23 protein-coding genes, 1 tRNA gene and 1 pseudogene are annotated in these 26,006 nt (G+C 65.1%); 14 read left to right on the top strand and 11 right to left on the bottom strand.

Annotated features, from left to right (window positions below; translation table 11 throughout):
• Positions 1-125: 125 nt before the first annotated feature.
• A complete protein-coding gene (locus tag KEG57_RS48710; RefSeq protein ID WP_272419739.1) occupies positions 126-617 on the bottom strand; it encodes a hypothetical protein in 492 nt (163 codons plus the stop codon).
• 604 nt (positions 618-1,221) lie between these two features.
• Here KEG57_RS48710 and KEG57_RS48705 point away from each other — a divergent pair.
• A complete protein-coding gene (locus KEG57_RS48705; RefSeq protein WP_272459808.1) occupies positions 1,222-1,719 on the top strand; it encodes a hypothetical protein in 498 nt (165 codons plus the stop codon).
• Positions 1,720-1,766: 47 nt separating this feature from the next.
• Here the strand turns inward: KEG57_RS48705 and KEG57_RS48700 are convergent, their stop codons facing one another.
• Positions 1,767-2,267 (bottom strand): hypothetical protein, encoded by a 501-nt coding sequence (locus KEG57_RS48700; RefSeq protein WP_272459807.1) that lies wholly within the window; start codon positions 2,265-2,267, stop codon positions 1,767-1,769.
• A gap of 468 nt (positions 2,268-2,735) precedes the next feature.
• On the opposite strand from KEG57_RS48700, the gene KEG57_RS48695 reads away from it, so the two are divergent.
• Positions 2,736-6,512, top strand: coding sequence for a 5'-methylthioadenosine/S-adenosylhomocysteine nucleosidase family protein (locus KEG57_RS48695; protein ID WP_308215670.1), 3,777 nt, complete (start codon positions 2,736-2,738; stop codon positions 6,510-6,512).
• 328 nt (positions 6,513-6,840) lie between these two features.
• Here KEG57_RS48695 and KEG57_RS48690 read toward each other — a convergent pair whose 3' ends face one another.
• Positions 6,841-7,041 (bottom strand): hypothetical protein, encoded by a 201-nt coding sequence (locus KEG57_RS48690; RefSeq protein WP_272459806.1) that lies wholly within the window; start codon positions 7,039-7,041, stop codon positions 6,841-6,843.
• A 391-nt stretch (positions 7,042-7,432) separates the two neighbouring features.
• Between KEG57_RS48690 and KEG57_RS48685 the strand changes: the two genes are divergently transcribed.
• Positions 7,433-8,455: a glycoside hydrolase family protein gene (locus tag KEG57_RS48685; protein WP_272459805.1), complete on the top strand. Its 1,023-nt coding sequence runs from the start codon at positions 7,433-7,435 to the stop codon at positions 8,453-8,455.
• A gap of 123 nt (positions 8,456-8,578) precedes the next feature.
• Positions 8,579-9,034 carry a hypothetical protein gene (locus KEG57_RS48680; protein ID WP_272459804.1) on the top strand — a complete coding sequence of 152 codons (456 nt, stop codon included), beginning with the start codon at positions 8,579-8,581 and terminating at the stop codon, positions 9,032-9,034.
• 34 nt (positions 9,035-9,068) lie between these two features.
• On the opposite strand, the gene KEG57_RS48675 is transcribed toward KEG57_RS48680, so the two are convergent.
• Positions 9,069-9,461, bottom strand: coding sequence for a hypothetical protein (locus KEG57_RS48675; RefSeq protein WP_272459803.1), 393 nt, complete (start codon positions 9,459-9,461; stop codon positions 9,069-9,071).
• Between the two features lie 282 nt (positions 9,462-9,743).
• Between KEG57_RS48675 and KEG57_RS48670 the strand changes: the two genes are divergently transcribed.
• Entirely contained in the window at positions 9,744-10,412 is a 669-nt protein-coding gene (locus tag KEG57_RS48670; RefSeq protein ID WP_272459802.1) for an START domain-containing protein, read from the top strand.
• A 662-nt stretch (positions 10,413-11,074) separates the two neighbouring features.
• On the opposite strand, the gene KEG57_RS48665 is transcribed toward KEG57_RS48670, so the two are convergent.
• The 3 genes from KEG57_RS48665 to KEG57_RS48655 all read right to left on the bottom strand — a co-directional run bounded on the left by KEG57_RS48665 (position 11,075) and on the right by KEG57_RS48655 (position 14,456).
• A complete protein-coding gene (locus KEG57_RS48665; protein ID WP_272459801.1) occupies positions 11,075-12,253 on the bottom strand; it encodes an alkaline phosphatase PhoX in 1,179 nt (392 codons plus the stop codon).
• A 262-nt stretch (positions 12,254-12,515) separates the two neighbouring features.
• Positions 12,516-13,103, bottom strand: a complete 588-nt coding sequence (locus KEG57_RS48660; RefSeq protein WP_272459800.1) for a hypothetical protein — start codon at positions 13,101-13,103, stop codon at positions 12,516-12,518.
• A 12-nt stretch (positions 13,104-13,115) separates the two neighbouring features.
• Complete coding sequence (locus tag KEG57_RS48655) at positions 13,116-14,456, bottom strand: hypothetical protein (RefSeq protein ID WP_272459799.1); 1,341 nt, start codon at positions 14,454-14,456, stop codon at positions 13,116-13,118.
• Between the two features lie 532 nt (positions 14,457-14,988).
• Between KEG57_RS48655 and KEG57_RS48650 the strand changes: the two genes are divergently transcribed.
• The 4 genes from KEG57_RS48650 (at position 14,989) to KEG57_RS48635 (ending at position 18,013) form a co-directional block, all read left to right on the top strand.
• Positions 14,989-15,342 (top strand): integrase core domain-containing protein, encoded by a 354-nt coding sequence (locus tag KEG57_RS48650; protein WP_272459798.1) that lies wholly within the window; start codon positions 14,989-14,991, stop codon positions 15,340-15,342.
• 728 nt (positions 15,343-16,070) lie between these two features.
• Entirely contained in the window at positions 16,071-16,859 is a 789-nt protein-coding gene (locus KEG57_RS48645; protein WP_272459797.1) for a hypothetical protein, read from the top strand.
• 100 nt (positions 16,860-16,959) lie between these two features.
• Positions 16,960-17,370 carry an outer membrane protein assembly factor BamB family protein gene (locus KEG57_RS48640; protein WP_272459796.1) on the top strand — a complete coding sequence of 137 codons (411 nt, stop codon included), beginning with the start codon at positions 16,960-16,962 and terminating at the stop codon, positions 17,368-17,370.
• 58 nt (positions 17,371-17,428) lie between these two features.
• Entirely contained in the window at positions 17,429-18,013 is a 585-nt protein-coding gene (locus KEG57_RS48635) for a DUF2878 family protein (protein ID WP_272459795.1), read from the top strand.
• Positions 18,014-18,154: 141 nt separating this feature from the next.
• On the opposite strand, the gene KEG57_RS48630 is transcribed toward KEG57_RS48635, so the two are convergent.
• A tRNA-Leu gene (locus KEG57_RS48630) sits at positions 18,155-18,237 on the bottom strand.
• A gap of 268 nt (positions 18,238-18,505) precedes the next feature.
• Positions 18,506-19,498, bottom strand: coding sequence for a Rieske 2Fe-2S domain-containing protein (locus KEG57_RS48625; protein ID WP_272459794.1), 993 nt, complete (start codon positions 19,496-19,498; stop codon positions 18,506-18,508).
• 204 nt (positions 19,499-19,702) lie between these two features.
• Between KEG57_RS48625 and KEG57_RS48620 the strand changes: the two genes are divergently transcribed.
• The 3 genes from KEG57_RS48620 (at position 19,703) to KEG57_RS48610 (ending at position 22,649) form a co-directional block, all read left to right on the top strand.
• A complete protein-coding gene (locus KEG57_RS48620) occupies positions 19,703-21,139 on the top strand; it encodes an NFACT RNA binding domain-containing protein (RefSeq protein ID WP_272459793.1) in 1,437 nt (478 codons plus the stop codon).
• Between the two features lie 59 nt (positions 21,140-21,198).
• Positions 21,199-22,389: a tol-pal system YbgF family protein gene (locus tag KEG57_RS48615; protein WP_272459792.1), complete on the top strand. Its 1,191-nt coding sequence runs from the start codon at positions 21,199-21,201 to the stop codon at positions 22,387-22,389.
• Between the two features lie 77 nt (positions 22,390-22,466).
• Positions 22,467-22,649, top strand: coding sequence for a hypothetical protein (locus tag KEG57_RS48610; RefSeq protein WP_272428562.1), 183 nt, complete (start codon positions 22,467-22,469; stop codon positions 22,647-22,649).
• A 48-nt stretch (positions 22,650-22,697) separates the two neighbouring features.
• Here the strand turns inward: KEG57_RS48610 and KEG57_RS48605 are convergent, their stop codons facing one another.
• Positions 22,698-24,806, bottom strand: a complete 2,109-nt coding sequence (locus tag KEG57_RS48605; RefSeq protein WP_272428564.1) for a TolB-like translocation protein — start codon at positions 24,804-24,806, stop codon at positions 22,698-22,700.
• Between the two features lie 75 nt (positions 24,807-24,881).
• On the opposite strand from KEG57_RS48605, the gene KEG57_RS48600 reads away from it, so the two are divergent.
• Both KEG57_RS48600 and KEG57_RS48595 read left to right on the top strand, forming a co-directional pair.
• Positions 24,882-25,124: a hypothetical protein gene (locus KEG57_RS48600; protein ID WP_272459791.1), complete on the top strand. Its 243-nt coding sequence runs from the start codon at positions 24,882-24,884 to the stop codon at positions 25,122-25,124.
• 15 nt (positions 25,125-25,139) lie between these two features.
• Positions 25,140-25,472, top strand: a pseudogene (locus tag KEG57_RS48595) (peroxiredoxin family protein); the annotation flags it as partial.
• Here KEG57_RS48595 and KEG57_RS48590 read toward each other — a convergent pair.
• The gene (locus KEG57_RS48590) at positions 25,469-25,834 is read right to left on the bottom strand and encodes a nuclear transport factor 2 family protein (protein WP_272428568.1); all 366 of its coding nucleotides are present in this window, start codon (positions 25,832-25,834) and stop codon (positions 25,469-25,471) included. The pseudogene KEG57_RS48595 and the gene KEG57_RS48590 sit on opposite strands and share 4 nt — an antisense overlap.
• Positions 25,835-26,006: the final 172 nt, after the last annotated feature.

The following is a 26,006-nucleotide window of genomic DNA, read 5'->3' as shown; positions in this document are numbered from 1 at the left end:
AGTTTCCGGCTCGATCCAGCGCCTTTCGCCCCCTCTCCGCCGCGCGGAGAGGGGGTCGGGGGGGTGAGGTTCTGGGGCCGACGACGTCTGTGGAACACCCTCTTAGGGAGGCGGGTGCCTGTGGCTCAGGCCGGGGAGGGCTTGGTCTTCTCCGCGGCCTTCTTGTTCTTTTCGCGCATGGCGGCGATCTTCTGGCCGACGGCGAAGTGATACGCGAGGAGCGGCTCGAACGGGGCGGCCACCTCCGTGCCATTGGGTAGCCGGTCGGCCCGACGCCGTACCTGATGCGCCATCTCGCCGAGGCGGAACGCAATCGCGTGATTGCGCATGAGGCGCGTCTCGTGGAGGAGCTCGAGGAGCTTCTCGACCGCGGGCACGACCTCGTCGATACGCTTGGACGTTTCCCAGTCCGCTCCGAGCTCGGCGACCTCGATCTCACTGAGGCCGGCCCGCTGCCGAACCGCGGGGTCTGCAAGGAGAATGGCCTTGATGGCGCTCGCGTACCCGTCGCGGAGCTTGCTCAACCGGGCAATGTGATCGGGGGTGATGTCGACGAGGTCGAGATCGGTGACGTCGATGCTGCGATCGCCGGGCTGGGGATGCTTGGAATCACTCATGGGGGATGGTCTCCTCTTCCTCGGGGGAAGGGTGATGGTGCGTCGAATGAAAGTCCGACGTGGGTGACGTCGGTGCGTGCGAGGGCTTTGTGCAAGGGGGATGCCAGGATTGCGGGTGGTGAGATTGGAGCGGGGGTGAGGTCGGAGTTTCGTGGGGCGAGGGGCGGGTGTGGCGGGGCAGAATTGGGCGTCGGGGGTGGGATTGGGCGGGGTGGATGGGAGGGGGGATCGGGCTGGATTTGGGAGCAGTTTCGAGGGGCTGGCGGGGGTGTGGGATGTGGGTGCGGGGATGGGTGGGTGTGGCGGCGAGGGATAGGGTTTTCGGGGGGAAGAGGGGCGGGATTGGGGGCGGCGATAGGTGGGGGGGTCGCGGGGAGAGGTGAGAGAGGTCACGGGGGGAGGTCCGGACATGTCCGGACAAATCCGGACAAGTTTGGACAATTGTCCGGAGTGGATGTGCGACCAGGTGGGAGTGGGTTGCGGGGGTGGGGCGACTGTCTTGGAGGTGTGGTGCGGGTGGGGGGGTGGGCACGTGATGCGGTCCGAGATGCTCGTCTTCCGCGGCGGGGTGGTGTAGGCTCACCCGGGCCCAGGGGAGACAGCCATGAGACGCCGCGGACCGTTCATCGCCATCGCCGTCGCCGCCATCGCGCTCGTCACCGTGGGGCTAGGCGCGTCGCGGGGGGAAGTGCCCCACAAGGGGGAAGAGAGTTGTTTCTCGGATCTCGCCTCGACGCGCGAGATGTGCGAGCAAGGCGCTCATTTCGGCGATTGTATGACGGTCACGGACGACTTCGCCGACGCTTGCGAGGCCGGTTGCATGACGACGTACTGCCCGGACTACGCCCCGTTGCCGCCGCACGACGCCGACCCGATCTGGCGTGCGCCGTGCGAAGACCTCAAGGGCGCTCGCTTCTGGCGGGAAACACACGCGGCAGAGACGCAATGTGACATCAAGTTCAAGATGCCCCGCTCTCGCGAGGAGACATTGGCCCTTCGAGAGGCATGGGACGCCTGCTTCAAGGCTGACGTGGAGCAACGTTGCCCGGCTTTGGTTGGGACCGATTGGCACGCGCGGATGTTGAGCGCGCTGGGACAATAAGCTGTTTCTATCGCGCTCGGTCTCCAACGAGCAGCGACATTCCAGGCTCAGATTCCGCCCTGGCCCTCCGCGCCGGCCCCCGCACTGAAGGCGCCCGCGCCGCCGACCCCGTCATCATATCCCTTGAAGTCACCCGTCGCGGCCCCGCCCACCGTGACGATGGTGCCACCCGTCGGGTTGGTGCCGGGGATACCCGAACCCCCGTCGACATCCAAGCAGATGACGCTGGGGGAAACCTCGACTTTGCAGTCCGTACCCGTCACGAGAGGAAGCGCCATCTCCGTACACCGGGCACGATTCCAGCCGTCGCCCTGCTGATCAATGATGGTCGGGTCCTCCAGCCCTAGAGGACGCCGCTCGTCGTACCCCCCGCCTTTCCGAGGGCAGATCAGAACAGTGTTGCACTGCAAGGCTACACCATCTCGGAAGCTGTTCGACCGCTTGTGGTAGCCTTCGATCTTCTTGGGGTTCTTGCAGTCGTCGTCGGTGCAGGCAGTTGCGAGCACGAAGGCCGCAAGGAGCTGCAACCCGAGGACGAGCTGTTTCATGTGCATCCTCCCAGTCCCAAGAATCCAGGAACATCGACCGGCGAGTCCGTGAAGCGCTCGCCGGTCCACCATACAGCAGATCGGCGCCGAGCACATCATTCGACGCGCCTCGGATGGGCGCCGGCCTCCGGGCCGGAGCCTATTCGGCGGCCGAAGGAGGAAGCGTGCGGCGGTGTGGGAGGGACAAAGGGATCCGATGCGGTGCGGCGTGCGGTAAGATGAGCGCAACGGGAAGGTGGCGCCGAAGCGGAGAGAGAGAGGGCGGCGACGGTCGAGGGGCTCGGGCGGCGGATGCGTTCGCAGGATCTCAATTTGTCCTTGCAATTCTGGGAACATCATGAAACATTTAAAGGCGAGTCCACTGCATAGCGAGCACTCGCCTTGGGTACCCATAGCACTTCGATTGAATCTGCCGCACCAGAGGTGACTTTTGGCATAGTCACCGCTCTCGAGACTGAATATGCGGCAATGAAGTCAATGCTTGACTCGCCCACGGAGTACGTAACCCAACGCGGAAGACATTACTGGTGTGGTGCGACACGTGCAAAGGGCGGTGGATCGCATACTATTATGCTCGCTTTGGCGGACCAAGGCACCGCGTCAGCGGCGCACCACGCAACGGTTCTCGTCGAGGATTTTCCTGGAGTTGACGCGGTCATAATGGTTGGCATTGCCGGAGGCATCCCCCACATCAGCAGACCCGACCGTCACGTGCGCCTTGGTGACATTGTCGTTTCCGGCGAACAGGGCATTATTGCCTACGACTTCGTCAAGGAGCACGCGACGCGACTCGAACCGCGTCACCCCCCGCGTCCGCCTCATCCAGGTCTATACAAGGCATCCCGTCGGCTCGCCGCGGCAGTTCTTGAGGGTCGATTCCCCTGGCTCGATCATCTAACGCGTGCGGCGCATCTGCCGAATTCCGCTCGTCCACCATTGGACACCGATCGGCTCGCTGCTACGGACGATCCCAAGGTATGGATCGAGCACCCACTCGATCCAGAGCGGGACCGACTTCCCGGCACGCCACGCGTATTCATAGGTACTATTGCGTGCGCCAATAGGGTTCTGAAGAACCCCGTGCACCGCGACCAACTGCGCGACGACTTCGACGTTCGCGCGGTGGAAATGGAAGGATTCGGCATCGCGGACGCCACGTGGAATCAACGGATCGGATATTTTGTTGTTCGTGGAATCTGCGACTATTGCGATAGTCGCAAGAACAACGAATGGCAGGGGTATGCCGCAGTTATCGCCGCGGCCTATACGCGCGCTCTCCTTGAGGAGATGCCGCCATTTCGATCAGGCTCAGCAGTCGTTCGACAAGCCCGCATCGAAGAGGCAGCCTCTCCAAGTCTTCATAAGCTTGCTCAAGCACTCTTACTGGCTGGTACTCCGCCATCGCTCCTTCCGCTCTTCGCCGATGCGTCCAGCGAGTCCCGGCGTGCTCTGCTGGAGCTGGGGCATGCGCGACGGACGGTAACCACACCCGACGCAAACCCGAAGCTTTCATCGGCTATTCCTGAGCTGCTGGTCAGCGACCACATACACCATTTGATAGTCGCATCACCTGGTTCTGGGAAAACACATGTGTTATGGAACTCAGCCCAAGAGTTGCTTGCGTCAGGGCGGCAAGTTCCACTGTTTCTTGCTGCAGGCGCGGCGGCGACATGGGACGACCTGCTAAAAGATATCTACGCGGCCGCCCCTGGTATTGATATTCAGGCTGTATTCCGCGCCCCCCGAGTGTGCGTCCTACTCGACGGATGGTCGGAGTTTGCATCAGGCCAGCAGCCCTCAGAACGCGCTCGCGCACTACGAGCACTCTCCAACACACGCATCATCGCCAACGGTCGTCGAGGTCAGGAGTCAGATGCTCGGTTTCGTGTGTGGAACCTAGATCCGCTGCCCGCGTCAATGGTTACGCGTGCTATCAAGATAGCGCTTCCCAAGGTACCACCTCCCCCGGCAGCTCTTACAGAGCTTCTTCGCCTCCCGCTTGCCTTATCGCTCTACATACTTCTCGGTGGCTCTGCCGTTACTCGCGGCGAATTGCTTACGCGTTTCCATGATCATCTATCCCGCGGCTTCCCTGAGAGCTTCCGAGACGTTCTGGCAGGGGCGGTCGCATCGGTAAGCATGTCTCCCCCAGACCGCTCTCGGGCCCGGCTCGAACATGAACTCCAGGCACGGGCGGCTCGCAGCTCACTATCCGAGCCCAAAGCACTCCTTGCCCGCCTCGGTACCCTGGAGTCCCGAGGGGGAGTCATTGTGCCGGTGCACGACCTCTATTGGAGTTGGCTTAGCGGGCTGGGCCTCCTGGCTGAGGGTCAGGTTCACGCCTGCCTTCCGAACCTCTCGAGTCGTGAGAGCATTGAACTTGCGCTTGAGTCCGGAGCCCGTCCAAGCGAAGCGATGGTTTCAGTCGCGCTCGAGACCGACGCAGTCTTAGGTGCGCAGCTCAGCAGCACGATGGATCCTCATGGGCGCCAGAAAACATCCTATGAGAATACCCTACGAGCAATGCTCTCAAATGAGCTATTGCCCGTTCGCTGTCGAGGCGCCATAGCGGCGCTTCGATCCCGAAGTGGGACGCTGTTGAAGATGGCGCTCAGCGTGTTGACCGAGGTGCGAGATGCGAAATTATATGTACACGCGCTTGATACCGCACTAAATCCGGAGATCTTGTATCCCTACCGCGGCGTACTGGGCGAGTGGATCGGCTCGACTGGAACGGACCAGCTGATTGATGCTATTGCGGAACGTGGCGATGCAAGATGGGGGGCATGGCTCGAGCAATTAGCAAACGCAGGCAAGCTTTCCATATCTAGTGCGGTCTGCACAGCACTTGCGTGCGAGGCTCGGATACCAGCATGGACACTCCCCCACCTGCCAACTTTAATAACGACAAATAGCTACAAGCTACGTCCCGCCGCCAGCCGCGGCACGAACGTGGAACTCGCGCGCTGGATTGCCACTCACTATTCCGAGTATGCTGCTGGAGACAGCAGCACTGGCTTTAACCTCAATGATGTGCTTGTCGGATGTGACGATGCCACTGCTTTCGCGCATCTCCTCGATCAGTTTCCAACAATGCCCCCCAAAGCCCGGAAGCTGCTATGCTACGCGGTTGTCAGACGCGGAGATCCATGGCTGTCCCGCTTTCAACAAAAGGCGTTCGAGGCTCGCTTAGACAGTCAACACCATTACACTCTCAATAAAGTCGCATCGCCCGAGATCGATGATTCCACTGCGCGCAGATGGATCGTGGACGGTCCGACCGAACTTGGCTGGCGGGTCCTCATTGCGCGATACGGCAGCAGCATTATACCAGAAATGCTTACACATCTTCCGGCGTCGTTCGAGAAGTTGCACGTCATTCCGGCGTTGTCGGCAATGCGCTACCTCAACAACGCTCCGGAGTCACTGACCGATGAGATATGGCAACGCGTGGGCGGCGAAATGACGCCAAGAGCGATGCAAGATGTTCTCGTGGCGCTGTCGAAGGCGCGGCTTACGGGAATAGCGAGTATCGCTGACATACTGAGTCGAGATCCGTTCTTCCTTCCAACTTACCATCTCAACCTATTTCTACGACTCCTCGGCAAATGGGAGGCGGATAATCATCATTCCTTCCGGGTGCAAGTTGATAGCCGGGACTACTCCTTGACAGAGTGGCTTCTCCTTAGGCGTCTCGCGCGCGACCGCGACGATCACTTCTTTATAGAAGCCATTCAGAACGCGCGCGATTTAGTGATCGACATAGCTCTGACGCACTACAGCAACAACGAGGCCACAAGTGTAAAATTACTGAACATAGATGGGCTGGCAGAAGGGTACCATGAAGGGCTGTTTGAGTACTTGGTAGCAACCCCTTCTCGTGCCAGCTTGATACCCATGGTATTCTCGCGGGCTTTTGATTCCTTTCCTGAGCACGTTCTTCTACGCCTGCTTGACACGCCCGGCGTCGACCTTAGTACATTCCTAAGAGCACTCAGCACATCAAGCAGTCCTGTACACGAGCGGTTCCATGGCACAGTCATTGCTCGGGCCCTCAACCTAACGACCAATTTATTCATGTATAGAGACATCGCACAGATTGTACGCGTACACCCCCGCGAGGCAGTCATACGATTATTGATGAATACGATCACAGAGACTACTGCCAACTCAATGTGGCTCGTTCGCGAAATCGAGACCGCTCGCGGAGAGCTACTTATCAACGAACGCGGCGATTGGCTCTGACGAGGCGCCGATCAAGTCGACGCTGAGGAATGCGCGGGGCTCGGACTATGCCATCCTCGGAGTCCCCATTGACTGCACACCCACAAGCTGCGCCGAAGCCGTTGAGGCGCGCTCACCATGACAAGCGCGTCTGCCATTCCCCTCGCCTGCCATGCCCCTTAGCGCTTCCTCCACCGCACGCGCGCGCGTCAGCGAGCCAAGCTTTTATCAGGCCGCGTGGGCTGCCGACGCTGCGTAAGGCGCTCTCCATCAACAGGACAACCACGCAGTACCAACCGGGGCGCTCCAACATCACGCCCCGGATCCAGCCATCAAAGCAACCATGCCATCACTTCGACGGCAGCGCATTCCCCCGACCGCCCCCCGACGGCCTGCCCGTCGTGCTCGGCCAGTTGCCGCCGTGGCTCCCGCCGCCGGCTCCCTTGCCTCCCCCACCTCCACCTTTGGGCGCGCCGCCGCCGCCTCCGCCTTTCCCCCCGCCTCCACTTCCGCCGCCGCCGCCCTTACCGCCGCCACCACCTTTGCCCATGGCTCCCTCCTTCGCGACAACAACGTACGACAACGCTTCCAACGCAGTAGCCCCCAGTCTCGCCATGGCGAGGGGGACGACCAAGCCGCGCGTTGCCTGTCTGAGCAACCCTGAATGAGCGTATTGTGCGGGAACCAAGATCGACGGTATCTTCAAACCCAGATCCCCCATGAAATACCTTACCAACTTCCTTCCCGCGACCTTTGCAGCTCTCTTCGTCCTCGCCTGCTCCTCCAGCAACACGGGCACCACCACCAACAACACAGGCGGCCCCGGCGGCTCCGGCGGCCCCGGCGGCTCCGGCGGCTCCGGCGGCTCCGGCGGCTCCGGCGGCTCGGGCGGCTCGGGCGGCTCCGGCGGCTCGGGCGGCTCCGAGGCCCGCTCCTTCGCGATGGGATTCACGCCGTTCCCCTACGACATCACCGAAGCCGCCGTGCTCGACGTTTACGACAAGCTCGCCCAAGAGGGCGATCTCTACGCGTTCCACACCCTCTCGGGCGTGCCCTGGGTCGAAGCAGGCCAAGGCCTCGGCCTCGACGGCTACGGCCAGTCCGTCAAGGATGCATGGGCCTTCCAAAAAGCTCACATCAAGCCGGATCATAAAATCTATCTGGGGCTCACCCCGCTCGACGACTCCCGCTCCAGGATGGCCGATTATTGGGGCGCTCAGGAGCACATGCCCCTGCCTCCGCCGTGGGATACCTACGATTTCAACGCGCCCGAGGTGAAAGCCGCCTACCTGAGCTTCTGTGAGACCGCGATCGCCAACTACAAGCCCGATTTCATGGGCATCGGCATCGAAGTCAACCTGCTGAAGAAAAACGCCCCGGCGCGCTGGGCTGCCTACGTCGAGCTCCAGAAGTCCACCTATGAAGCCCTGAAGATATCGCACCCCGATCTACCCGTCTTCGTGACGCTCACCGGCGTCGACCTCCTCGAGGGCTGGACCGACGCAAACCACGAAGGCCAGATGGCCGCGCTCGCCGACATCCTGCCGTACACCGACATCCTGGCGATCTCGCTCTATCCTTATATGAGCAAGTACCTCGCCGACTCGCTCCCGCCGACCGTCTTCGCCGACCTCGCGGCCCTCGCGCCCGGCAAGCCCATCGCCATCGCCGAAAGCGGATACACAGCGCAAGTAACCACCCTGGCGATGGCCGGCATCACCTTCCATGGGTCCCCAGAGAAGCAAGACAATTTTGTGAATCTCCTCGTCAACGAGGCGCAAACCCTGAAGATGCCGTTCGTCGTGAACTTCGTGGTGCAGGATTATGACGCCCTCTGGCAAAAGGCCGGCGGCGGCGATCTGCTCACGGTCTGGCGCGACACCGGCTTCTTCGACGAAAACGGCGCCGCACGCCCCGCGATGACCACCTGGCGCAACGCCCTCGCGCGCCCGCTCGCGCACTGAGGAGACCAGGCACTCCTCGAGAGCGTCATGGATCGGCGCGATGAAAGCGATGTCCCACGCGCGCGACAAGGCAAAGCGTGTATCCTCGCGGGATGAGCGCCGTCGCGCGAAGGGTCTGATGCGATGAACCCCATCCACGAAGCAGGCTTCGCGAGCCTCGTCGTGCTGGTCTTCGCCACGGCGCCTGCGTTTGTCGCGGCGCTCGTCGCGGCGCTCGTCGCGCGCTTCCGCCCGAAGGGCTCGGCCGTGGCCGCCGCGATCTCGGCCATTGTCGCGACGCTCGTGCTCGTCCTCGCGGCGGTGACGACGGCGAAGCTACATGCGCGGATCGATTTCTGGATCGATACGGGCGGTTATGGCCCCCCCGCCGACGTGAGGCGTACGTATGGGCCGGATTGGCATGCGTCCGCGAGGCTGACCGCGTGGATCGGCATTGTCCTCACGGCGCTGCCGCTTTCGCTCGCGGCGCTCGGTTATCGGATTTCACGCCGCGGGGAGCGGTGGTCGAAAGCGGCGCTCGTTGTTTCGATCCTCGTGGGGTTGGCGGAGATGGCTTGCCTCGTGATGGCGCTGTTTTGACGCGCCTCACGTGAAGACGTCCCGTTGGCGTCGATCAGCCCCCGTCGGGCGATGAGCAGATACAGGCGCTGGCGGCGGGAAAGAGCACCCAGCACATCCATTCGCCGCCGTCACAGCTACACAGCCACTGGTCGAGCGGCGACGTCAGACTTCCGGGGGCCGGCGGCATCCCGCAACAATCGCGCGCATGTCCCGCCGCGCAGACCTCGTCGCCGATGCAGGCGCCGCACGGAAGCGCTTCCCACGCCTGCACGCCGCACGAGGGCGCCGACTCCGCTCCCGACTTGTAGGCGTCGAACTTCGCCGGCGGCGGTTCCCAGACATAGCTGCAAGTGCCCCCATCGGCTCCTCCGCCTCCGTCTGCGGCATCCTCGATCGACGAGCCCGAGCAGCTCGCCGCGAGGAGCAGCCCAGGGCACAGGATCACGAACGCTCGTTGATGAGTCCTCGGTCGAAGTTGCATGGAACACCTCGCACACGCATCCGATGAGCTTCCCAGCCTCAGGATATCCGATCCGATGGGACGTCGGCGCCCTGACACGCGCGCATCTCCTCCAGACCCAAGTGGACATCACTGTCCATTTCCCTTACGCTCGATCTGCGGGCGCCGGTACCAGGGCTGCTCGCCGCCGCAGGGTGATCCGTGGAATCTCCCAGCGGCGCCGGTGGTCGGGACCTCTTTGATCCACCTCCTTTGAGGACACAGACGATGAGACGCTGGACCTTTTTCGCCATCCTGTTCGCCCTCGCGCCCGTGGCCGCTTCGGCCGAGCCTCCCCCGCCCGCGCCGGCCGGGGCCCCGTCGCAGGGACGCGCTCCGGCGCCCGCGAGCGCGCTCGCGTCGGAGGGTTTTACGCTCGTCACCGAGGAGAAGGGCGTCCGCGTCCACCGCCGCGAGAAGCGCGCCGGCGTCGAGTTCGCACTCGAGGCGAGCCTCCCGGCGCCGCCCGAGCAGGTGCGCCGCGCGCTGCTCGATTACGCGAACCACCAGAAGTGGCAAGAGCACCTCAAGGAAAACAAGATCCTCGCCCGCAACGCCGACTCGCTGCTGGTCTATCAGCGGCTCGACCTCCCGGTGATCGACGATCGCGACTACACCCTGAACGTCACCTGGGGCGCCGAGGGCCCGATCCTCTGGATGCGCTTCGTCGCCGCCAACGAGCGCGGGCCGAAGCCCGTGGACGGCGTGGTCCGCGTGAACGCGCACCAGGGCGGTTGGCGACTCGAACCCGAAGGCGCCAAAGGCACCCGCGCCGTCTACCGCTTCCACCTCGATGTCGCGGGCTCCGTCCCCTCGTGGCTCGGGAAGGACCAGGCCAAGGACAACATCGTCGACTTCATCGTTCGGCTCAAGAAAGAGGTCCCGAATTACCGCTGACGCTTTTGCGATCGTCCCGCTGGAATCACCGACACGCGCCCGGAGCGGCGGTGCAGTCGCCGAGGGCCCCGCAGACCTGGGAGCGTGCGCACGCCTCGGCGTCGCCCTGGGAGTACGAGAAGACTTGGAGGCTTGATCTCCCAATGGGGCCCGTGACGCAAATCGGATACGTTCGCGGTGACCCAGAGAGGGCGAGCTGAGCGTCGCGGCGCGCGGCGCTCGCCAGCGCGCATTCCAGTGCCTCCACGGCCGAGTCCGCGAAGACCACGATGTTCGGACTCACGCAGCGCGTGAGGCGATCCACAGCGCCGAACGTGTAGGAATTCGGCCCAAGGCAATCGGTGCTGGCCGAGGCGGAACCGCTCGGCAGGACGGCGGTCGCGGCGAGGAGGGGAGCAACCAGGCCGGGCAGCCTCCTTGCAAGCAGGCTCATCGTTTTTCCTCGTTCAGGTGCGCAGGGAGCGCGGTCGTGGGCATGAGGTCTCCCGCGACCTCCAGCAATCGCTACGCCAGCCGGCGCGGTGCGGTCCGTGTGTGGCGGAGCCAAAATCTGGCGTTTGAACAGCTTGCGTACCTCGGCAAGGGATTGCGCATCCATGCAAGCAGTTCCCCGCCTGCACGAGCCCGATCCCCAGCCATGAACGGGATGCAGGTCGCGGCGACTATGCAGGCGCGTGGAACGGACCCGTGATCTCGTACGTCACGCCGCCGCTCCCATTGCCGCGCTGCGAGCTGAAGTAGAGACGCGTTCCCGAAGGATCGAACGCAGGCCCCGTGATCTCGCTCTTGTCGTGCCCCATCACCTGCACGATGGGCCTGAGCTCGCCGCTCGGCAAGATCGCCACGAACTGCATGTCACCCGAATCCTCGGCCACGAGCACATCGCCGCAACACGAGACGGTGATGTTGTCTACGCCCGTCAGAATGGGATTCTCCGCTTGGCTCGCGTCATAGAGCACGGCAAGCGTCTCGGTCATCGTGTCGTAGGCGTAAACGCGTCCTTCGCCCTTGGCCGAGAAGTACACGATCCCCTGGTGGTACCAGATTCCTTCTCCGCCATCGAAGAGCGTCGCGGTCGCGAGTTGCTTTCGCGTGGGGGTCAGGCCTTCGAAGAGCGGATCCGGCACATCCAGCCACTTGACGCTCCCGTCCATGCCGACCTCGGCCACCTGGAGCTTGCCGCTCGAGATGTCCGCGAAGCCGTGTCGATTGAGCTTGTCTGGTACGAATCGATAAAAACACCCGTCGTTCTCGTCCTCGGTCAGGTAGACGTGGTGCTTGACCCGATCGATCGCGGCCGCCTCGTGCTTGAAGATGCCGAGGGCTGGGCGGACGATCGCCTCGTGTTCGCCGCGAGGATCACACTCGAAGACGCGCCCCCGCGAGGCCTCCTCGCACGAGAGCCACGTGCCCCAGGGCGTTGGCCCTCCGGCGCAGTTGATGTTCGTCATGCTCAGGATCGGATAAGCGTCCACGAGCTTTCCCGCAGCGTCGAAGCGGAGCGCGCCCACGCCGCCAGCGATGGGGACCTCCGAGTTCGATACATACACATGACCGCCGTCCTCGAGGAGGAAGGTCGCCCCGCCGTCCGGCGCGATGTGCCAAACGTAATCGGAGCTGTCGAGGGGTTTCGTGTTCGTTTGCGCGACGATCCGTGCGGAGAAGCCTGGTGGCAGCTTGACCCCATTGGCGTCGGGATCGCCGAGCGGGCCGATCTCGGCGATGCGCGAGACGAGCTTGGGTCCGTCGATGGGTACGCCAAACGGCGGTTCGTCGGCACCCGTCGCCGGTGGAGGTGGGGCGCTCTCCGAGGAGCAGCTCGCGAGAAGGGAGGGGGTCATCAGCGTGGCGAGGCCGGCGAGGCCTCCACGTAGGATCAGGCGTCGAGAGAAGAGAGGGCCGGGGTTGTGCATGGGCGGATGGTACCCGGCTTTGGAGGGGATGCTCGAGTCTTGCGTATGCGTAGAGGAATCGTCGCTTTCTTGTGATGAGACCGTAAAAGTCCTCGACCGGGATCTCCCTGTCACGGAACCACCCAGCATCGCCAAGCCCACGAGCGCGACGAGCCAAAGACGGCTTCCGTCGCGTTTTTTTGCCAACTGGTCAATGCTCCGGCCCGAGTTCTTTCAAACACGCCTCCCCGAGCCACTCATCCTCTTCACCTGGGGCGTGCTGGATGAATCGAATGCCCGCCTCGTTGCCGCAGCGCTCGCATGCCTCAAGGACGACGTCCGCGAGATTCCAACGGGTCCTGTACGGGGCTTTGAAGATCGTCCACAGCGCGATTTTGGTCCAGCGCTCCGAACGATTGAGCTTTGCCCACCTCAGCTTGGCGTTGGCGAACGCCTCCGCCTCCTCGAGGATTCTGGTCTCTTCGAGGTTCCATCGCGCCTGAGCATTTCGGCTACGCTGCGAATCCGCGAGATGAAGGGTGCAGGTGGACAGGGCGAGACAGGTGAGACATGGCGAACTGTCTTCAAGGCAATGGGAAGGCAACGGACGCGGCCCAACCCCGTGCGTTTCGAGGCCGGGACGAAGCTCGCGCCGGGCGAGTACCTCCTGATCGTCGCGGGCATCGACGCGCCCTCGCCTGGCCCGCAAGAAGACTGTCTCTCGAACGGCGGGCCCTCGACGTGTCATCAGGCGAGCTTCGGGATCAGCGCGTCGAATGGCGGGGAGGATCAGGCGCAACGCCCGACGTACTCAAGGACACGCGTCGTTGTCCGAGTAGGGCGTCTCCTGCGCGAGATAGAGGCGGACGTTTGCGTCAGCCGACGAATAGCCATCCATGTTCTCGCCGAAGGCGTGGAAAAGAAAGAACGTCTCGCCGCCTCCGTTGTGCACTTTCCCGCTCTTGATGGCCGCGTCGACGTCGAGGACCAGCTCCGCCTTGCTGGCGTCGCCGCCGATGCACGAGCCCTTCGGCCCCGGTACGCAGTCGTACTCGGGCGCCGACAGTCCGCCCGAAAGCGGCGTCGTGCTGGGATCGTCGCTCCCGGGCGCGGCCTGAACCTGGACCATGCGCACCTTGCCGGACCAGCGAAGGCGAACGATGTCACCTCGGTTGACCCCAACGTTGTATTCGTACTGGAAACCGTCGCGGTCGTTGTAGAAATCGACGACGCGGCACGCCTGGCCCTTGCTCTTGTCGATCGCGCAGCAACTCCCCTTCTCGCCGACGACCGGCGAGCTTTGCGCGCGGAGCAAGAACTGCATGTTGACCCCGGTGGGGCTCGGGTTTCCGGTCTTGCTCGGGCAGTCGGAGTGGTTGTACGCGCACTCGTCCGAGATGTGGATCATGCCGGGGCGAAAGGAGGCCGTATCGACCATGTGCTCGCCGAGCGAGGACGAGCCGTTCGAGCACAGATAGTTCGGACCTCCGGTGCAATTGCGCTTCGCTCCGCTCGTGATACCGCTCGGACCGAAAAGGGTGTCCTGAGTGACGTCGTGAACCTGGACGACGCTGTGGTATCCCGTCCAGCGGAAGAGGACGAGATCGCCTTGCCGCGCCGCGAAGGTCGGATCGACCCAGTCGTAGTGCGTCTCGGTCTGGAAGTTGTTGACCTCGTAAATGGTGCAGTCCTCGCGGCCCGCGTACGAGGCGTACCGCCCACCGTAGGCAGTGACGTCGGAAAGCGTGCTGCAAGGCTTTGGATCGAAGTGGTTCTGTCCGAACTCGGGCTCGGTGAGGGACACCGCCGTGACGCCACCGCTACCCGCACCGTCCTTGAAGTAGTAGAGGCCAGGGCGATAGCCACAAGCGAATCCTCCGACGTTCCAATCGAAGGTCCCGTTGTTTGTCGGCGCGCCGCTGTCGATCCTGCGACCGAGGCTCGCATCGATCGGCGTGCCGTCCCAGTCGGCGACCTGGACGACGCTGTGCGTGCCGCTCCACTTGAAGCGCAGCGTCTGACCCGGCTCGATCGTGTGCCCGGTGTTCGACGCAGCCGGCCAGGCGAGCTCCTTCACCTGGCCGGCCGGGTTGTCCTGCGATGAACAAGGGTTGGTGCCTTCGTCGAAGGGTACACCGGCATCGTCGTTCATCCCACCGCCACCCGAGCCGCCATTCCCCCCTCCTCCACCCGGGCCACCGTTCCCCTGCCCAACGCTTGCGCTGCTTGCGCCGTTGGTCGAGCTGCAGGCGTTGACGACGAGACCGATGGTGAGTGCGGTCCAGAGTGCGAGGGTTCGACGCTTCGGCATCATGCCTCCAACGATAGCGAGGAGCTCGAGGCCTGACCATCTCGTACGCGTCGCAGCACGAGCCGGAGCGATCGGGTACGACTGTGTCGCGCCTCGGGGGCCACGCCCGACGGGCCCGACGCCCTGAGCCGAGTCGCTCAGTTCCTGCCGCCAGCACCATCGGCGAGCTGCTGAAGAGCCGCGGCCAGGTGCGGCCTCGACGTCGGCGGCTGCGCGTCCCGCTGCACACGAGCCCGCTATCGAGCAGCGACCGACCTAATAGCCTATGGTGCGCAGATTTCAAGGGCCATTTCGCGCTGGGTGATCACACGCATTGCCATCCGCTGACGATTACCGACGAATACAGCCGATACCTGCTGAGCCTTGCTCGACGATGGCGGAGCAGCAACGGGCCTTCGACCGCTTCAGGCACGAATACAACGACCTGCGTCCGCACGAGGCGCTCGGGCAAAAACCGCCGACGAAGGCGTACACGACTTCAGCGCGGGCCTACCCCGAATCGCTGAAGCAACCAGAGTACGGCGATGGTTTCATGGTGCGCAAAGCGGATGAAAACGGCCGTATCCTTTACCGGGGAACGAAGCATTATCTTGCGCGTATGCTGCAGCTAGAGCCCGTCGGCCTGCGAGAATTCGACGACGGGCGCTGGGAGGTCTTCTATGGCCCGGTGCTGCTCGGGACGATCGACGAGACGGGCAAGCAGCCCCGCTTCCTGCGCGGAGACTGAGTCGCGCATGGTCGTTTTCACCTGATATTCCACACGCGATTCACAAGTTATCAGTCTCCCCCCAGACCCCCCTCGGATCCACCTGTACCGTTGTGGCTGCCATGGCTCTGCTGAAGCGGCATTTCAAGACCACCTGACGACGACGACGATTTTTATTTGATCGGTCCGTGAGGATCAACCTGCCGGATCACGTTACGGAGGCCGATGGCCTTCGCACCCGCCTTGACGGTTTCCGAGAATCGACCTGTCGGACCACGTTTCGGACGCTGAGGGTCTCCGTACCCGCCATGCCGGACAGTGTCACCTATGGTCCCGGTCTACGTGCTCAAGCCCCCGGTCTGCGCCAACTGAGGGGACGGGTCGACATCGCCAACAGCGAGGAAGTGTCACCCGAGGTCCCGGTCTGAAGTGTTACCCAAGATTCCGGTTGCACACTCCCTCGCAGCCTCCACCCATCCCCTCCCCCCAAACCTTCAGCCTCCCGCCACACTCTCCCCCTCCCGCCCCCCAACCCTTCACTCCCCCGAACCCCTCCACCCATCCGCCCCCTTCTCCGCCAGCCTCCCTCGAAGCCTCCACCCATCCCCTCCCCCAAAACCTTCACCCTCCCGCCACACTCTCCCCCTCCCGCCGACCGAACCTTTCACTCCCCCGAACCGCTCCACCCTTCCGTTCCCCCACCGCCTCACTCTTGCCAACCGTTCAACCTGTACTTACCCTCACCCGTCATGCCCACCAAACCCAGCAAGCTCGAATCCCCCGACATCGTTGGCTCCCAGAAAGCCTACGACGACTTCCTCCCTGCTGCGCAAGACCTCCCTGAGGCCGACGTCCGCACCTTCCGCGCCGACCCCTCCCTCGCGTACCACAACGTCAAGAGCGGCCTCGACGCCATCGCGCCGCATATCGCCCGGATCACCGAGGAGCTACCGAAAGTCGACGTCGCGGCGCTCCAAACCCTCGACGACCTCGCGCTCGCCGTCATCTATGCCGCCGCGCAGGTCGACCGCTCGAGCGATGGGTCCACCCCTGCTCTGCTGGAAAAGGCGCGCGCGCACCGCGACGTGCTCATCAAATCCGCCGACGCGCTCGCCGCCGCAGGCCTCATTCCTTTGCGCACCGTCGAGAAGATCCGCGCGGGCAAGGGCGGCATCGACCTCGCTCAAGATTGCGTCGACCTCGCTGCCCTCTTCACCAAGCACGCCAAGGACATCAAGGGCAAGACCGCCGTCACCGCCGCAAGCATCAAAGAGGCCGCGACCATCGGGACCGATCTCCTGAAGCGCGTCAAGCCCAAGGGAACGAAAAGCAAAGACCCGGCCCTCGACAGCGTCAAGGTCCGCGACCGCCTATGGACGCTGCTCGTCCAGCGTCACCGCGATCTGCGCCGCGTCGGAATGTGGTTATGGGCCGACGACGTGGACCAGCACGTCCCGCCCCTCCAATCGCGGAACGTCACGCGCAAGAAGACGGCCGTACCCGCGGACAGGATCAACGGGCAGGCCGCCCCCGGCTGAGCATCCGGACGCAAACGCTTTCCCTTGGAAGACGCGCCACACGCGTCGCTTTGCTCGCGCGAGCCCTGCGACCGTGCGATCCTCCCGCCTCGGAGGAACCATGTATCGACAACAGGACCCGCACGCTCCGCTGCTCGTTATCGCCTTCAACGGCTACGTCATCGCGGTCGAGCGTCGCACCGGCAAGCGCGTATGGCAGCAGGAGTACCACGAGCCGTTCGCGGCGCGGCTCTTGTTCCCGCTCGGACGCGTGCTGCTCGGTTATCACAAAGAGCTCGTCTGCCTCGCATACACAACCGGCGAGGTCTTGTGGCGAACGGCTGTGCCGATGCCGACAAGCTCGATCGTGGTCGACGGCGACGAGATCTTCGTCGGTTCTGGCGGCGAGGCCGCCTGCGTGGATGTGAACACGGGCGCGCTGCTCTGGCATCACCCCTTCAAGGGCATGGGCGCGGGCGCCGTCGCCCTCGGCGTGCCAGGCAACGTCGCGCAGATCGATCACAGTCGATGACGGCGGCTCGGCGTCAGCTTGGCCGACGTTCGCGGAGGAGTAGGATGCGGCATCCACCATGTCGCCCCCGGCCCGCCCCCTCGTCGCACGATCGCCCAGGGAACTCGTGCTCGCGCTCGTCGCATGCACGGCGCTGCTCACCGTCGGCGATCAATTCCACGTTCAGTTCGGCGTGCTCTCGTATTCGTCTGACTTTCGCCCCTTCGGTCAGCCGTGGTGGGTCGCGCCTAGCTTCGCGCTGGCGATCTTCGGCTTCATTCTCGCCGCCTGGCGGCCATCGGCGCACGTCGTGGAGCCGACGCGCCGGTCCATCGTGCTCGACGGGGCTTGGTTCTTCGGCTCGTACGCGATGACCGGCATCCTCGGTGCGCATATCGTCCCGGTCACGGTACTTCTCACGGGAGCGTGGCTTGGCCGCGTCCTCCGGCGCCCCGATCGCCGCGTCGTGATCGCGTTCTCGGCGGTGCTCGGCGTGCTCGGCACGCTCGGAGAGATCGCGCTCCACGCCACGGGCGCCTGCGCTTACGAGCACCGAGAGCTCGTCCTCGTGCCCTTGTGGCTACCCGCGCTCTATCTCCAGGGCGCACCGTTTGCCCTCTCGGTCACACGCTGGCTCCGCGGCCGCCCATGGCCGGGATGCTAACGTTGCATGCTCGCCGTCAGATCGCTCGCGCGAGCCCCTGCGACCGTGCGATCCTCCCGCCTCGGAGGAAACATGCCGTCTTGCTCGGCCCGCTCCCGGGGCCGTCGCCGCCGACCTTGCCTCCCCCGCTTCCCCTCGCAGTAGCCTCACCCGGACTCGAACCGGGACGCCCTTTCGGGCAGAGGATTTTAAATCCCCGGCGTCTACCATTCCGCCATGAGGCCCAATCTACCGTACCTCTGCTGCCTCCTCGTCCTTCCTCCCTACCGCTCCCGCCTCGGCTCCCGTCCGCCTCGACCTGCCTGTATACACCTTCTCCCCCGGTCATGACCACCCTCCCCGCCCCCTCTTCCCTCTCCCCCCTCCTCGCTCGTCATGGAAGGGCTCCTCGAACCTGGCAACGAGGCGCGCCGCGAGCGCGGTCTTGCCGATCCCCGTGGTGCCGGTGAGCGTGACGAGCGGCGAACTTTCAGCGATGAGGGACCCAACCCCTCAGCTAGGCACTACGTCGAGGCGGCGGACGGACGGCTCGTCGGGGTCGAAGAACTGGCGGTACCAGGCGCGCAACTTCATGATCGATCCGTCGCCCTCGCACAGGACGGGGTGCGGCAGGTACTCCTTGCTCTGCCATATCCGCATGTCCTCGCGGTAGGTCTTCATCATCTGCCACAGCAGGAACTGGCGGGCGACGAGCGAGAAGCCCGGGATCGGCGAGCGCTTGATCCGCAACGAGAGCCGGTGGCGGACCCGCCGCTCGTCGACGGGGACGATCGAGGAGAAGACATGCGCGGCCGGGCCCGGCATCTCCGGAAAATGCACGTAATGAAAGCCGGGCTCGATCAGGTGGAACTCGAGGCGAGCGCGCAGGGTGGTGCCGAAGCGTCGCACCGAGGTCAACTGGGTGACCCGCAGCTCATGGCCCTCCTCGCGGAAGGTGTTGACCGGCATGTCGTGGCCGTGCACCGCGGAGAAGTGCGGGCTGTCAACCGAGTTCTCCATGATGTCCTGACCGTGGATCTCGACCTCGAACTCGTACTTCGCCGGCCGCATGTACGAGGATTCGTCGAAGTCGTCCATCGTCGGCAGGTCGCGGGCCGGCGCGGTGCCTGCCTTGTTGCGGTACATGAAGATCATGCCGTAACGCTCGACGACGGAGTGCGCGGCGATCCGGGCCTTGACCGGGATCTTGGTCGCGTACGGGATGTCGGTGCAGCGACCGCCGGCGTCGAAAGCCCAATGATGGTAGGGGCAGCGCACCGAGTTGCCGCGCACGCAGCCGCCCTCGGACAGGTGGGCTCCGAGGTGCGGGCAGACGTCGTCGAGGATTCCGACGCGTCCGTCGTCGCCGCGGAACATGACATAGGTGCGGCCGAAGTGACGGAGCTGGCGGAGCTGACCGATCGCGAGATCGTCGCTCCAGCCCATCTGAAACCATCCTTCGGTGTAGGGTGGTAGGTCGTAGCGCTGTTGCTTCCGTTGGGCCATGTCAGGCAAGCATACAATCTACAGGGGGTCCTCGTCTGCTGATCCTCTCCCGGATCCGTGGACACCTTGGAGAGGCGGAAGCAGAGCTCGTTCAGGGTGGTAGAAAAAATCATCTTACGTGGGCAATTCAAATCCGCCACGCCTACCATTCCGCCATAGGGCCGCATTTCTCCGACAATCTACCCTCTCCTACGCCGCTCCCCGATGACCACCACCGCGCCGCCTCCTGCGCCCCCGCCCGATCCCTCCTCGGCTCCCGCCCCCCTCTCCCCCCTCCTCCACGCCCGCCTCGAAGCAGCCCACCTCTGCCCGGAGACCGGCCTCCTCGTCCTCCCCTTCTACATCGGTCGCAGGCTCCTCCTCGCCGCCGGCCTCGGCCCGCACGTCACCGGACTCGGCTTCGTCCCGCGCCTCCCGCGGGCGCGCGCCACCTCCGCGCATCCCCTCGTCGCGGCCATGCGCGCACACCTCGTCGATCACCGCGTTCGCTCGATCCTCCTCCAGGACGGCGCCCTCCACCTCACCTTCGATCCCCCCGACGACGCCCTCCCCGGCGCCCGCCTCTCCCTTCGCGTCGGACGACGTGGCCAGGCGTCCGTCTCGTCTCCCTCCGGTGCCACCGTCGTCTGGCCGCTCGATCCCGAGGGCGCTCCCCCGCGCGACGGCGTCGATCCTTCCCGATGGATCAGCTCCACCGAGGACCTCGAACGCCACGGCCTCACCATGGTCGAGGCCTCCGATGCGCGCGCCCTCGACCTCCTTCGCACGGGCCTGCTTCGTGCGGCCAAAGCCAAGCTCAAGGCCCTCGAACGGCGCGCCGAGGCCGTGCGGCAGGATCTCGCGAGGCTGCAGGATGCGCCGCGGCTCCAGAAGATCGGCCGGCTGCTCGTCGCGCAGGGGAACAAGGTCCCCAAGGGCGCGACGCGCGCCACGCTCGACGACTGGGAAGAAGGCGGGACGATCGAGGTCACGCTCGCGCCCGACAAACCCGCGAAGGCGCAGGCCGAGACCTTCTTCCAAAAAGCAAGGCGCCTTCAGCGCGGCGCCGCCGTCATGGAGAAGCGGCTCGCCGAGACCGAGCGCGCGTGGGAGACGGTCTTTCCGCTCGTCGACGCGATCACCGTGGCCCCGGCCGATCCCGCCGCCCTCGACGCGCTCGCCGAGCAGGCCAAGCGCGCCGGCGTCTCCGCCTCCGAGATCGAGGCCGCTTCCCGCGGAAAAGCCTCGCGGCAGCAGGACAAGGAGCGCAGGCCGTACCACACGTTTCGGGATGCGCTCGGACGAACCATCCTCGTCGGGCGCGGAGGCAAGGACAACGACGAGCTCATCACGCGGCATGCGCGTCCGCACGATCTCTGGCTGCATGCGAAGAACATCCACGGCGCCCACGTCATCGTGCCCCTCGACAAGGGGCAGAATTGTCCCGCGGAGCTGCTCGTCGACGCCGGGACCCTCGCCGCTCATTTCAGCGACGCCCGCGGCGAGAACGCTTGCGAGGTGAGCTACGTCGAGCGCCGTCATGTCCGAAAGCCCAGGAAAAGTGCACCGGGCGCGGTGACGTTCGATCGGGAGAAGATTCTCGTGGTACGCGTCGAGCCCGAGCGGCTCGCGCGCCTCCTCGCCTCGAAGCAGGAGGGGTGAGCGACACGATCTTGCTAGCGACCGACGCAGAGCGGTAAAGATCGCCTAGCATGCTCGCAATGCGCACGGTTGCCTCGCTCCTCTTCCCGTTCGGCCTCGGCCTCTCCCTCGCCCTCGCCGGTTGCGGCGGCGGAGAGACGCCAGAACCGAAAGATCCTTCGTCCGAGGGCTCCTCGGGCAAACCCCAGCCCCAGGCCGACGCAGGGCCCGACGCCGCGCTGCTCGGCGAGATCACACAGCTGAACCAGCTCCTCGCCGCGATCGACAAGTCCGATCCGGGTCGGCCCAAGGCCCTCGATCGCCTCGGCGAGCTGCTAGCGGAGCTGTCCAAGAACAACCGCGACCGCGCCCTCGCCGCCGATCCGAACGTCTCGTCCCTGCCCCCGCCGGCCGAACCGAAGGCGGCCGAAGGCGAGGTGAGCGATGCCCCCGCGAAGGCGGGCCCCGTGCTCCCCGCGCGCAATGCCGCCGCCGTCAAGCGCCTCAAGCCCGACGCGCAGAAGCTCATCCAGAAGGCCGACATGTACGCGGCCGAGGCGATCAAGGCGCACAAGAAGCTCATCGCCGATCATCCGGACTACAAGGACATGGACAAGGTCCTCTTCCGGCTCGGCGGGCTCTACGTGGCGTACGGCCAGGTCTCCGCGGCGCGGCCCGTCTACTTCGAGCTCATCGAGAAGCACCCGAAGAGCCCCCTCGTGCCCGAGGCGTACTGGAACTTCGCCGAGTTCTTCTTCAACGCAGAGGACTACGAGAACGCCTACAAGCTCTACGCCCGCATCGTCGAGTACACGCCGAGCGAACGCACGAGCGTCGCGGGCTACCGGCTCGCGCTCTCGCTCCACAAGCTGAGCCGCCTCGACGAGTCGTGGAAGGCGCTCGAAGGCGCCGCCAGCGCCGCCCGCATCCACGGGCCCGCCGGCACCGTGGACGAGATCTACCGCGACGCGCCCAAGCTCGCCGCGACGCGCAAGCCGCTCAGCGCGAAAGACGCCGCGGCCTTCTTCGTGCGGCTCGCCGAGAGCAACGAGGACGTCATCAAGCAGGAGCTGAACCGGCTCGCGCAGATCCTCGAAGACGAGGGACGACCGCTCGAGGCGACCGAGGTCCTTCACGTGATGATCGACCGCTACAAGGCCGAGAAATGCGCGATCCAGGCGCGCGCCATCGAGATCGCGACCCGCAGCGGCAACAACGCGATCCGCGCCGATGAGGTGAACCGGAGTCTGCGCCTCGGTTGCAAGCCCTGACGCAATCCGAGCTTGCGTCTCCTGCCACACCGCGGCGATGATGCGTGCTGGGCGCATCGCGCGGGAGACGAGTTTCGATGGATGGCAAGCGTGACATGGTGGTCGGGGGGCTCTGGTGTGTGGGCGGTATCGTCGTGACAGCCGCCACGTACGCGAGCGCAGCGAACGGTGGCGGGCGCTACGTCATGGCGTGGGGCGCGATCATCTTCGGCGGGATCCAGTTCATCCGAGGGCTGATCCGCGCGTCGGCGAACCGCTAGACGGAGCGCGGAGGGCGAGGGGGGCGACGCGGCCCCCCGGGCTCGGCCTCACTTCGGCTGCGATTGCGCGCAGAACCCGCCGATGCACTGGTTCTGCGGGTTGCCGCAGCAATCGGCGCCGGTCGTACATTTCTCGCCGATCTCGGAGCACTTGCCCGCGGGGGGCGGGACGCAGGCGTAGTTGCCGCCGGCGTCGGGCTGGCAGAAGCCCGTGCAGCACTCGAAGCCCTGCGCGCAGGAGTTGCCCTCGCCTTTGCAGGCTTCGAGCGACCAGTAGCCGCTCATGTTGATGGTCGAGAGGTCCTGGCCGCGGAGCAGGAACGCCGGGTGGCTCGGGTCCTTGCCGGGCGCGGGGTTCACGTCGATCGCCGCGACCCAGAGCTGCTTGCGATTCTCGTAGGTCGGGTTCGAGGCCGAGACCATACGATTGCCGTAATCGCGCGGGCTGACGAAGACGACCCACATGTAGCCGCCGACCGCGATGGGGTTGACCGTCGGCTGGTAATTGATGCGGCGGTTCTTGTCGTCGAGGTAACCGACGCCGTTCGCCGCGTCGAGCGGGAGCTCGCCGACGGCCTTGGCGACGTCCGCCATGTAGAGGTCGTTCAGGCCGACCTGGTTCGCGCCGTACTTGGCGCGGCTGAAATCGCCCTTCTGGTAGAGGATCCATTGCGAGTCGGGCGAGAAGCTCGGGAACGCGATGGCGAGGTTGCCGGCGGCGACGATCTGGCGGCGGTTCGCGAGCGCGTTCGTGGCGGCGTCGAAATCGAAGACGTCGAGGTCGGCGCGCGAGAACTCGACGGGGTAGCTGCCCGTGACGTTGCTGGAGAAAGCGAGCAGCTTGCCGTCCGGCGAGAAAGCCGGGTCCGCGGTCTTGTCGGCGATCGCGTCGAGCTCGCTCGTGATGGCCGCGCCCGTGGTGGCGTCCTTCATGCGCATGCGGAGGTCGACGTCGTTCTGCACGGCGACCTTGCCGTCCGGCGTGAGCGCGACGAAAAGCGTCTGCGATTGGTACGACGAGACCTGGATGACCTGCGGATCCGGCAGCGTGAGGTCGATCGTGCCCCAGGGGCTCGGCGCCTGACCCTTGCGCTCGAAGACGGCGGCGAGGCGGCTGCCGTCCTTGCTGACCACGTGGCAAGCGACGCAACGCTTGTTGTTCACGCCCTGCGACCAGGGAGGCTGGTACTGATCGTACTCGGGCGGCGGCGGCGTGCCGAGCTGATCGTACGAGCCCGAATCGAAGACGACCGACGGATTTGCCGATCCCGGCGCGATCTTCATGAGCTGGCCCGTGTTGACGGCCCAGTAATAAATGGATCCGCGCAGGCTGCCTTGCGCGATCGACCACGTCTGGCTGGTCGGGGAATACGCCTTGCCGCCCGAGAGGCGCGAGACGGAGACCTGCACGGGCTCGCCCGCATTCGAGGCCGCGAGCTTGCCCCAGAAATCCTCGGCCATGAGGAAGGCCGAGGGCGGATCGGCCTTCACGTAAAACTTCGCGTCGACGTACGATTGCTGGAGGTGCACGAGCCACGCGTCGCCGGGCGCGCCGCCATTCCACATGATCTCGGGGGCGAGAATGCCACGCGCGAAGACGGTCTTGTCGTAGGGATACACGATCGCGCCCGAGGGGCCCGGATCCGGCGCGTCGAAGGCCGCCTGCTCCTCAGGCGTGAGCCCGCCCGCGTTGTCCACGAACGCGAGCTTGACCGTGACGTCCGCCGAGGCCGTGAGCCCATTCGAGCTCGCCGTGACCTTGCCCATGCCACCCACCGTGCCCGTCGGCGAGAGCTTGCCCGTGCCGAGGCCAACGAGCGCGACATCCGGTCGATCGAAGGTCCAGTCGGCCGACACGACGGCGGTCGTCTGGTCCTGGAACGTGGCAATGGCCTGGAAGTCGACGGGCGTGACGACGCCATTCTGCACGACGATCGTGATCGAAGGCGGATCCACGGCGAGCGAGACGACCGGGCCGTGATCGACGAACAGGCCGTCTTCCCCGGCATCAGGCGCGCCCCCGCCCGACCCCCCGGGCCCCGCGGCGCCCGTGCCGCCGCCGCCCGCGCCCGACGAATTCTCCCCGCCTCCGCAAGCATACGCGGTGATCGCCGCGAACATCACAAGCCAACCCAATCCAAGCGAGCGACGTCTCATGTCCGAAGTCCTCCGTCTACGACGCTATCACGCGCCGAGCACGGCGGGCCGCTCGTCTTGCGCTACACTGGCAGAATGCGCCGCAGAAAGGCTCTACATCCCGCCCGTCTCGCGCTCGTCACGCTCGCGCTTTGTGCGCTCGGCTGCGACAAGAAAAACCCATCGAGCGCAAGCCCGGACGCCTCGGCAAGCGACGGGGTGGCCCCGCTCGCCGATTTCCCGAACGCAAAAGCTTCTTCGTGGATCAACGGCGCGCCCGCGCCGCTCGCCGAGGCCCGCGGCAAGGTCGTGCTCGTCGAGGCCTGGCACCCGACCTGAAGCGCTTGCCGAGCGTCCGTGCCCGCGATCCTCGCGCTGCACGAACGCTTCGGGGCCCGCGGTCTGCGGGTCATCGGCGTATCGAACTTCGACCCGGACGACGCGGAGGCCGAGCGCAAGGCCGCCGAGGATGCCGCGCGCGAGGAGAAGATGGTGTATCCCACCTACCTCGACACACGCGGCGAATGGGCGAAGACGGCCGGGGTCGTCGATATCCCGGCCTTCCTCGTCCTCGGCCCCGACGGCCGCATCCTTCACCGTCGTCGCGGCAAGCTCACGCTCGACGCCGAGGCGTTCGCCGAAATGGAACGCGCGATCGAGCGAGCGCTCCCGGCCTCGCCTCGTTAATCCGAGTCGCGCGCCACGACGAGCCGATCGTGCTGGATGCGTCCGTTCCGTTTGTGGGCCAGGTGCTGGGTGATCACCTTGTCCCCGGCCGCGTAGGTGCGCACCTCGGTGAAGGCGACGGCCTCGTCCGTCTCCATCTCGTCGATGATGTCCGTGCTCTTCACCTCGCGATGCCACCCGCCGACCGGGTCCCGCAGGAACTCGTCGCGGAGCTGCTTCAAGATGGCGTCGCGGCCCTGCACCACGATGGGGTGGGCGGGCGGGTTCAGGCTCGAAACCTCCTCGAGGACGGCGTCCTCGGCATAAAGGTTGGCGAGCGCTTCCACGTCCCGCATCTGAAGGGCGTGGCGAATCTGCTCCATGAGGGGCTGCTCATTGGCCTCTCGGCGACGGATCGAGCTCTCCATGAATGGCTCCCTGGTGCGTGCCCTCTGGTTTGTCGATGGGGGCTGCGGGGGTATGGGGGCGGCAGCTCGGCTTGCCGAGCGAAAGCCCCCATCACTTGCACTCGACTGCCGGGCGCTCGACGACCCA

The sequence above is a fragment of the Polyangium jinanense genome (genome assembly GCF_028435365.1).
This window is presented reverse-complemented; position numbering and strand designations above follow the sequence as displayed.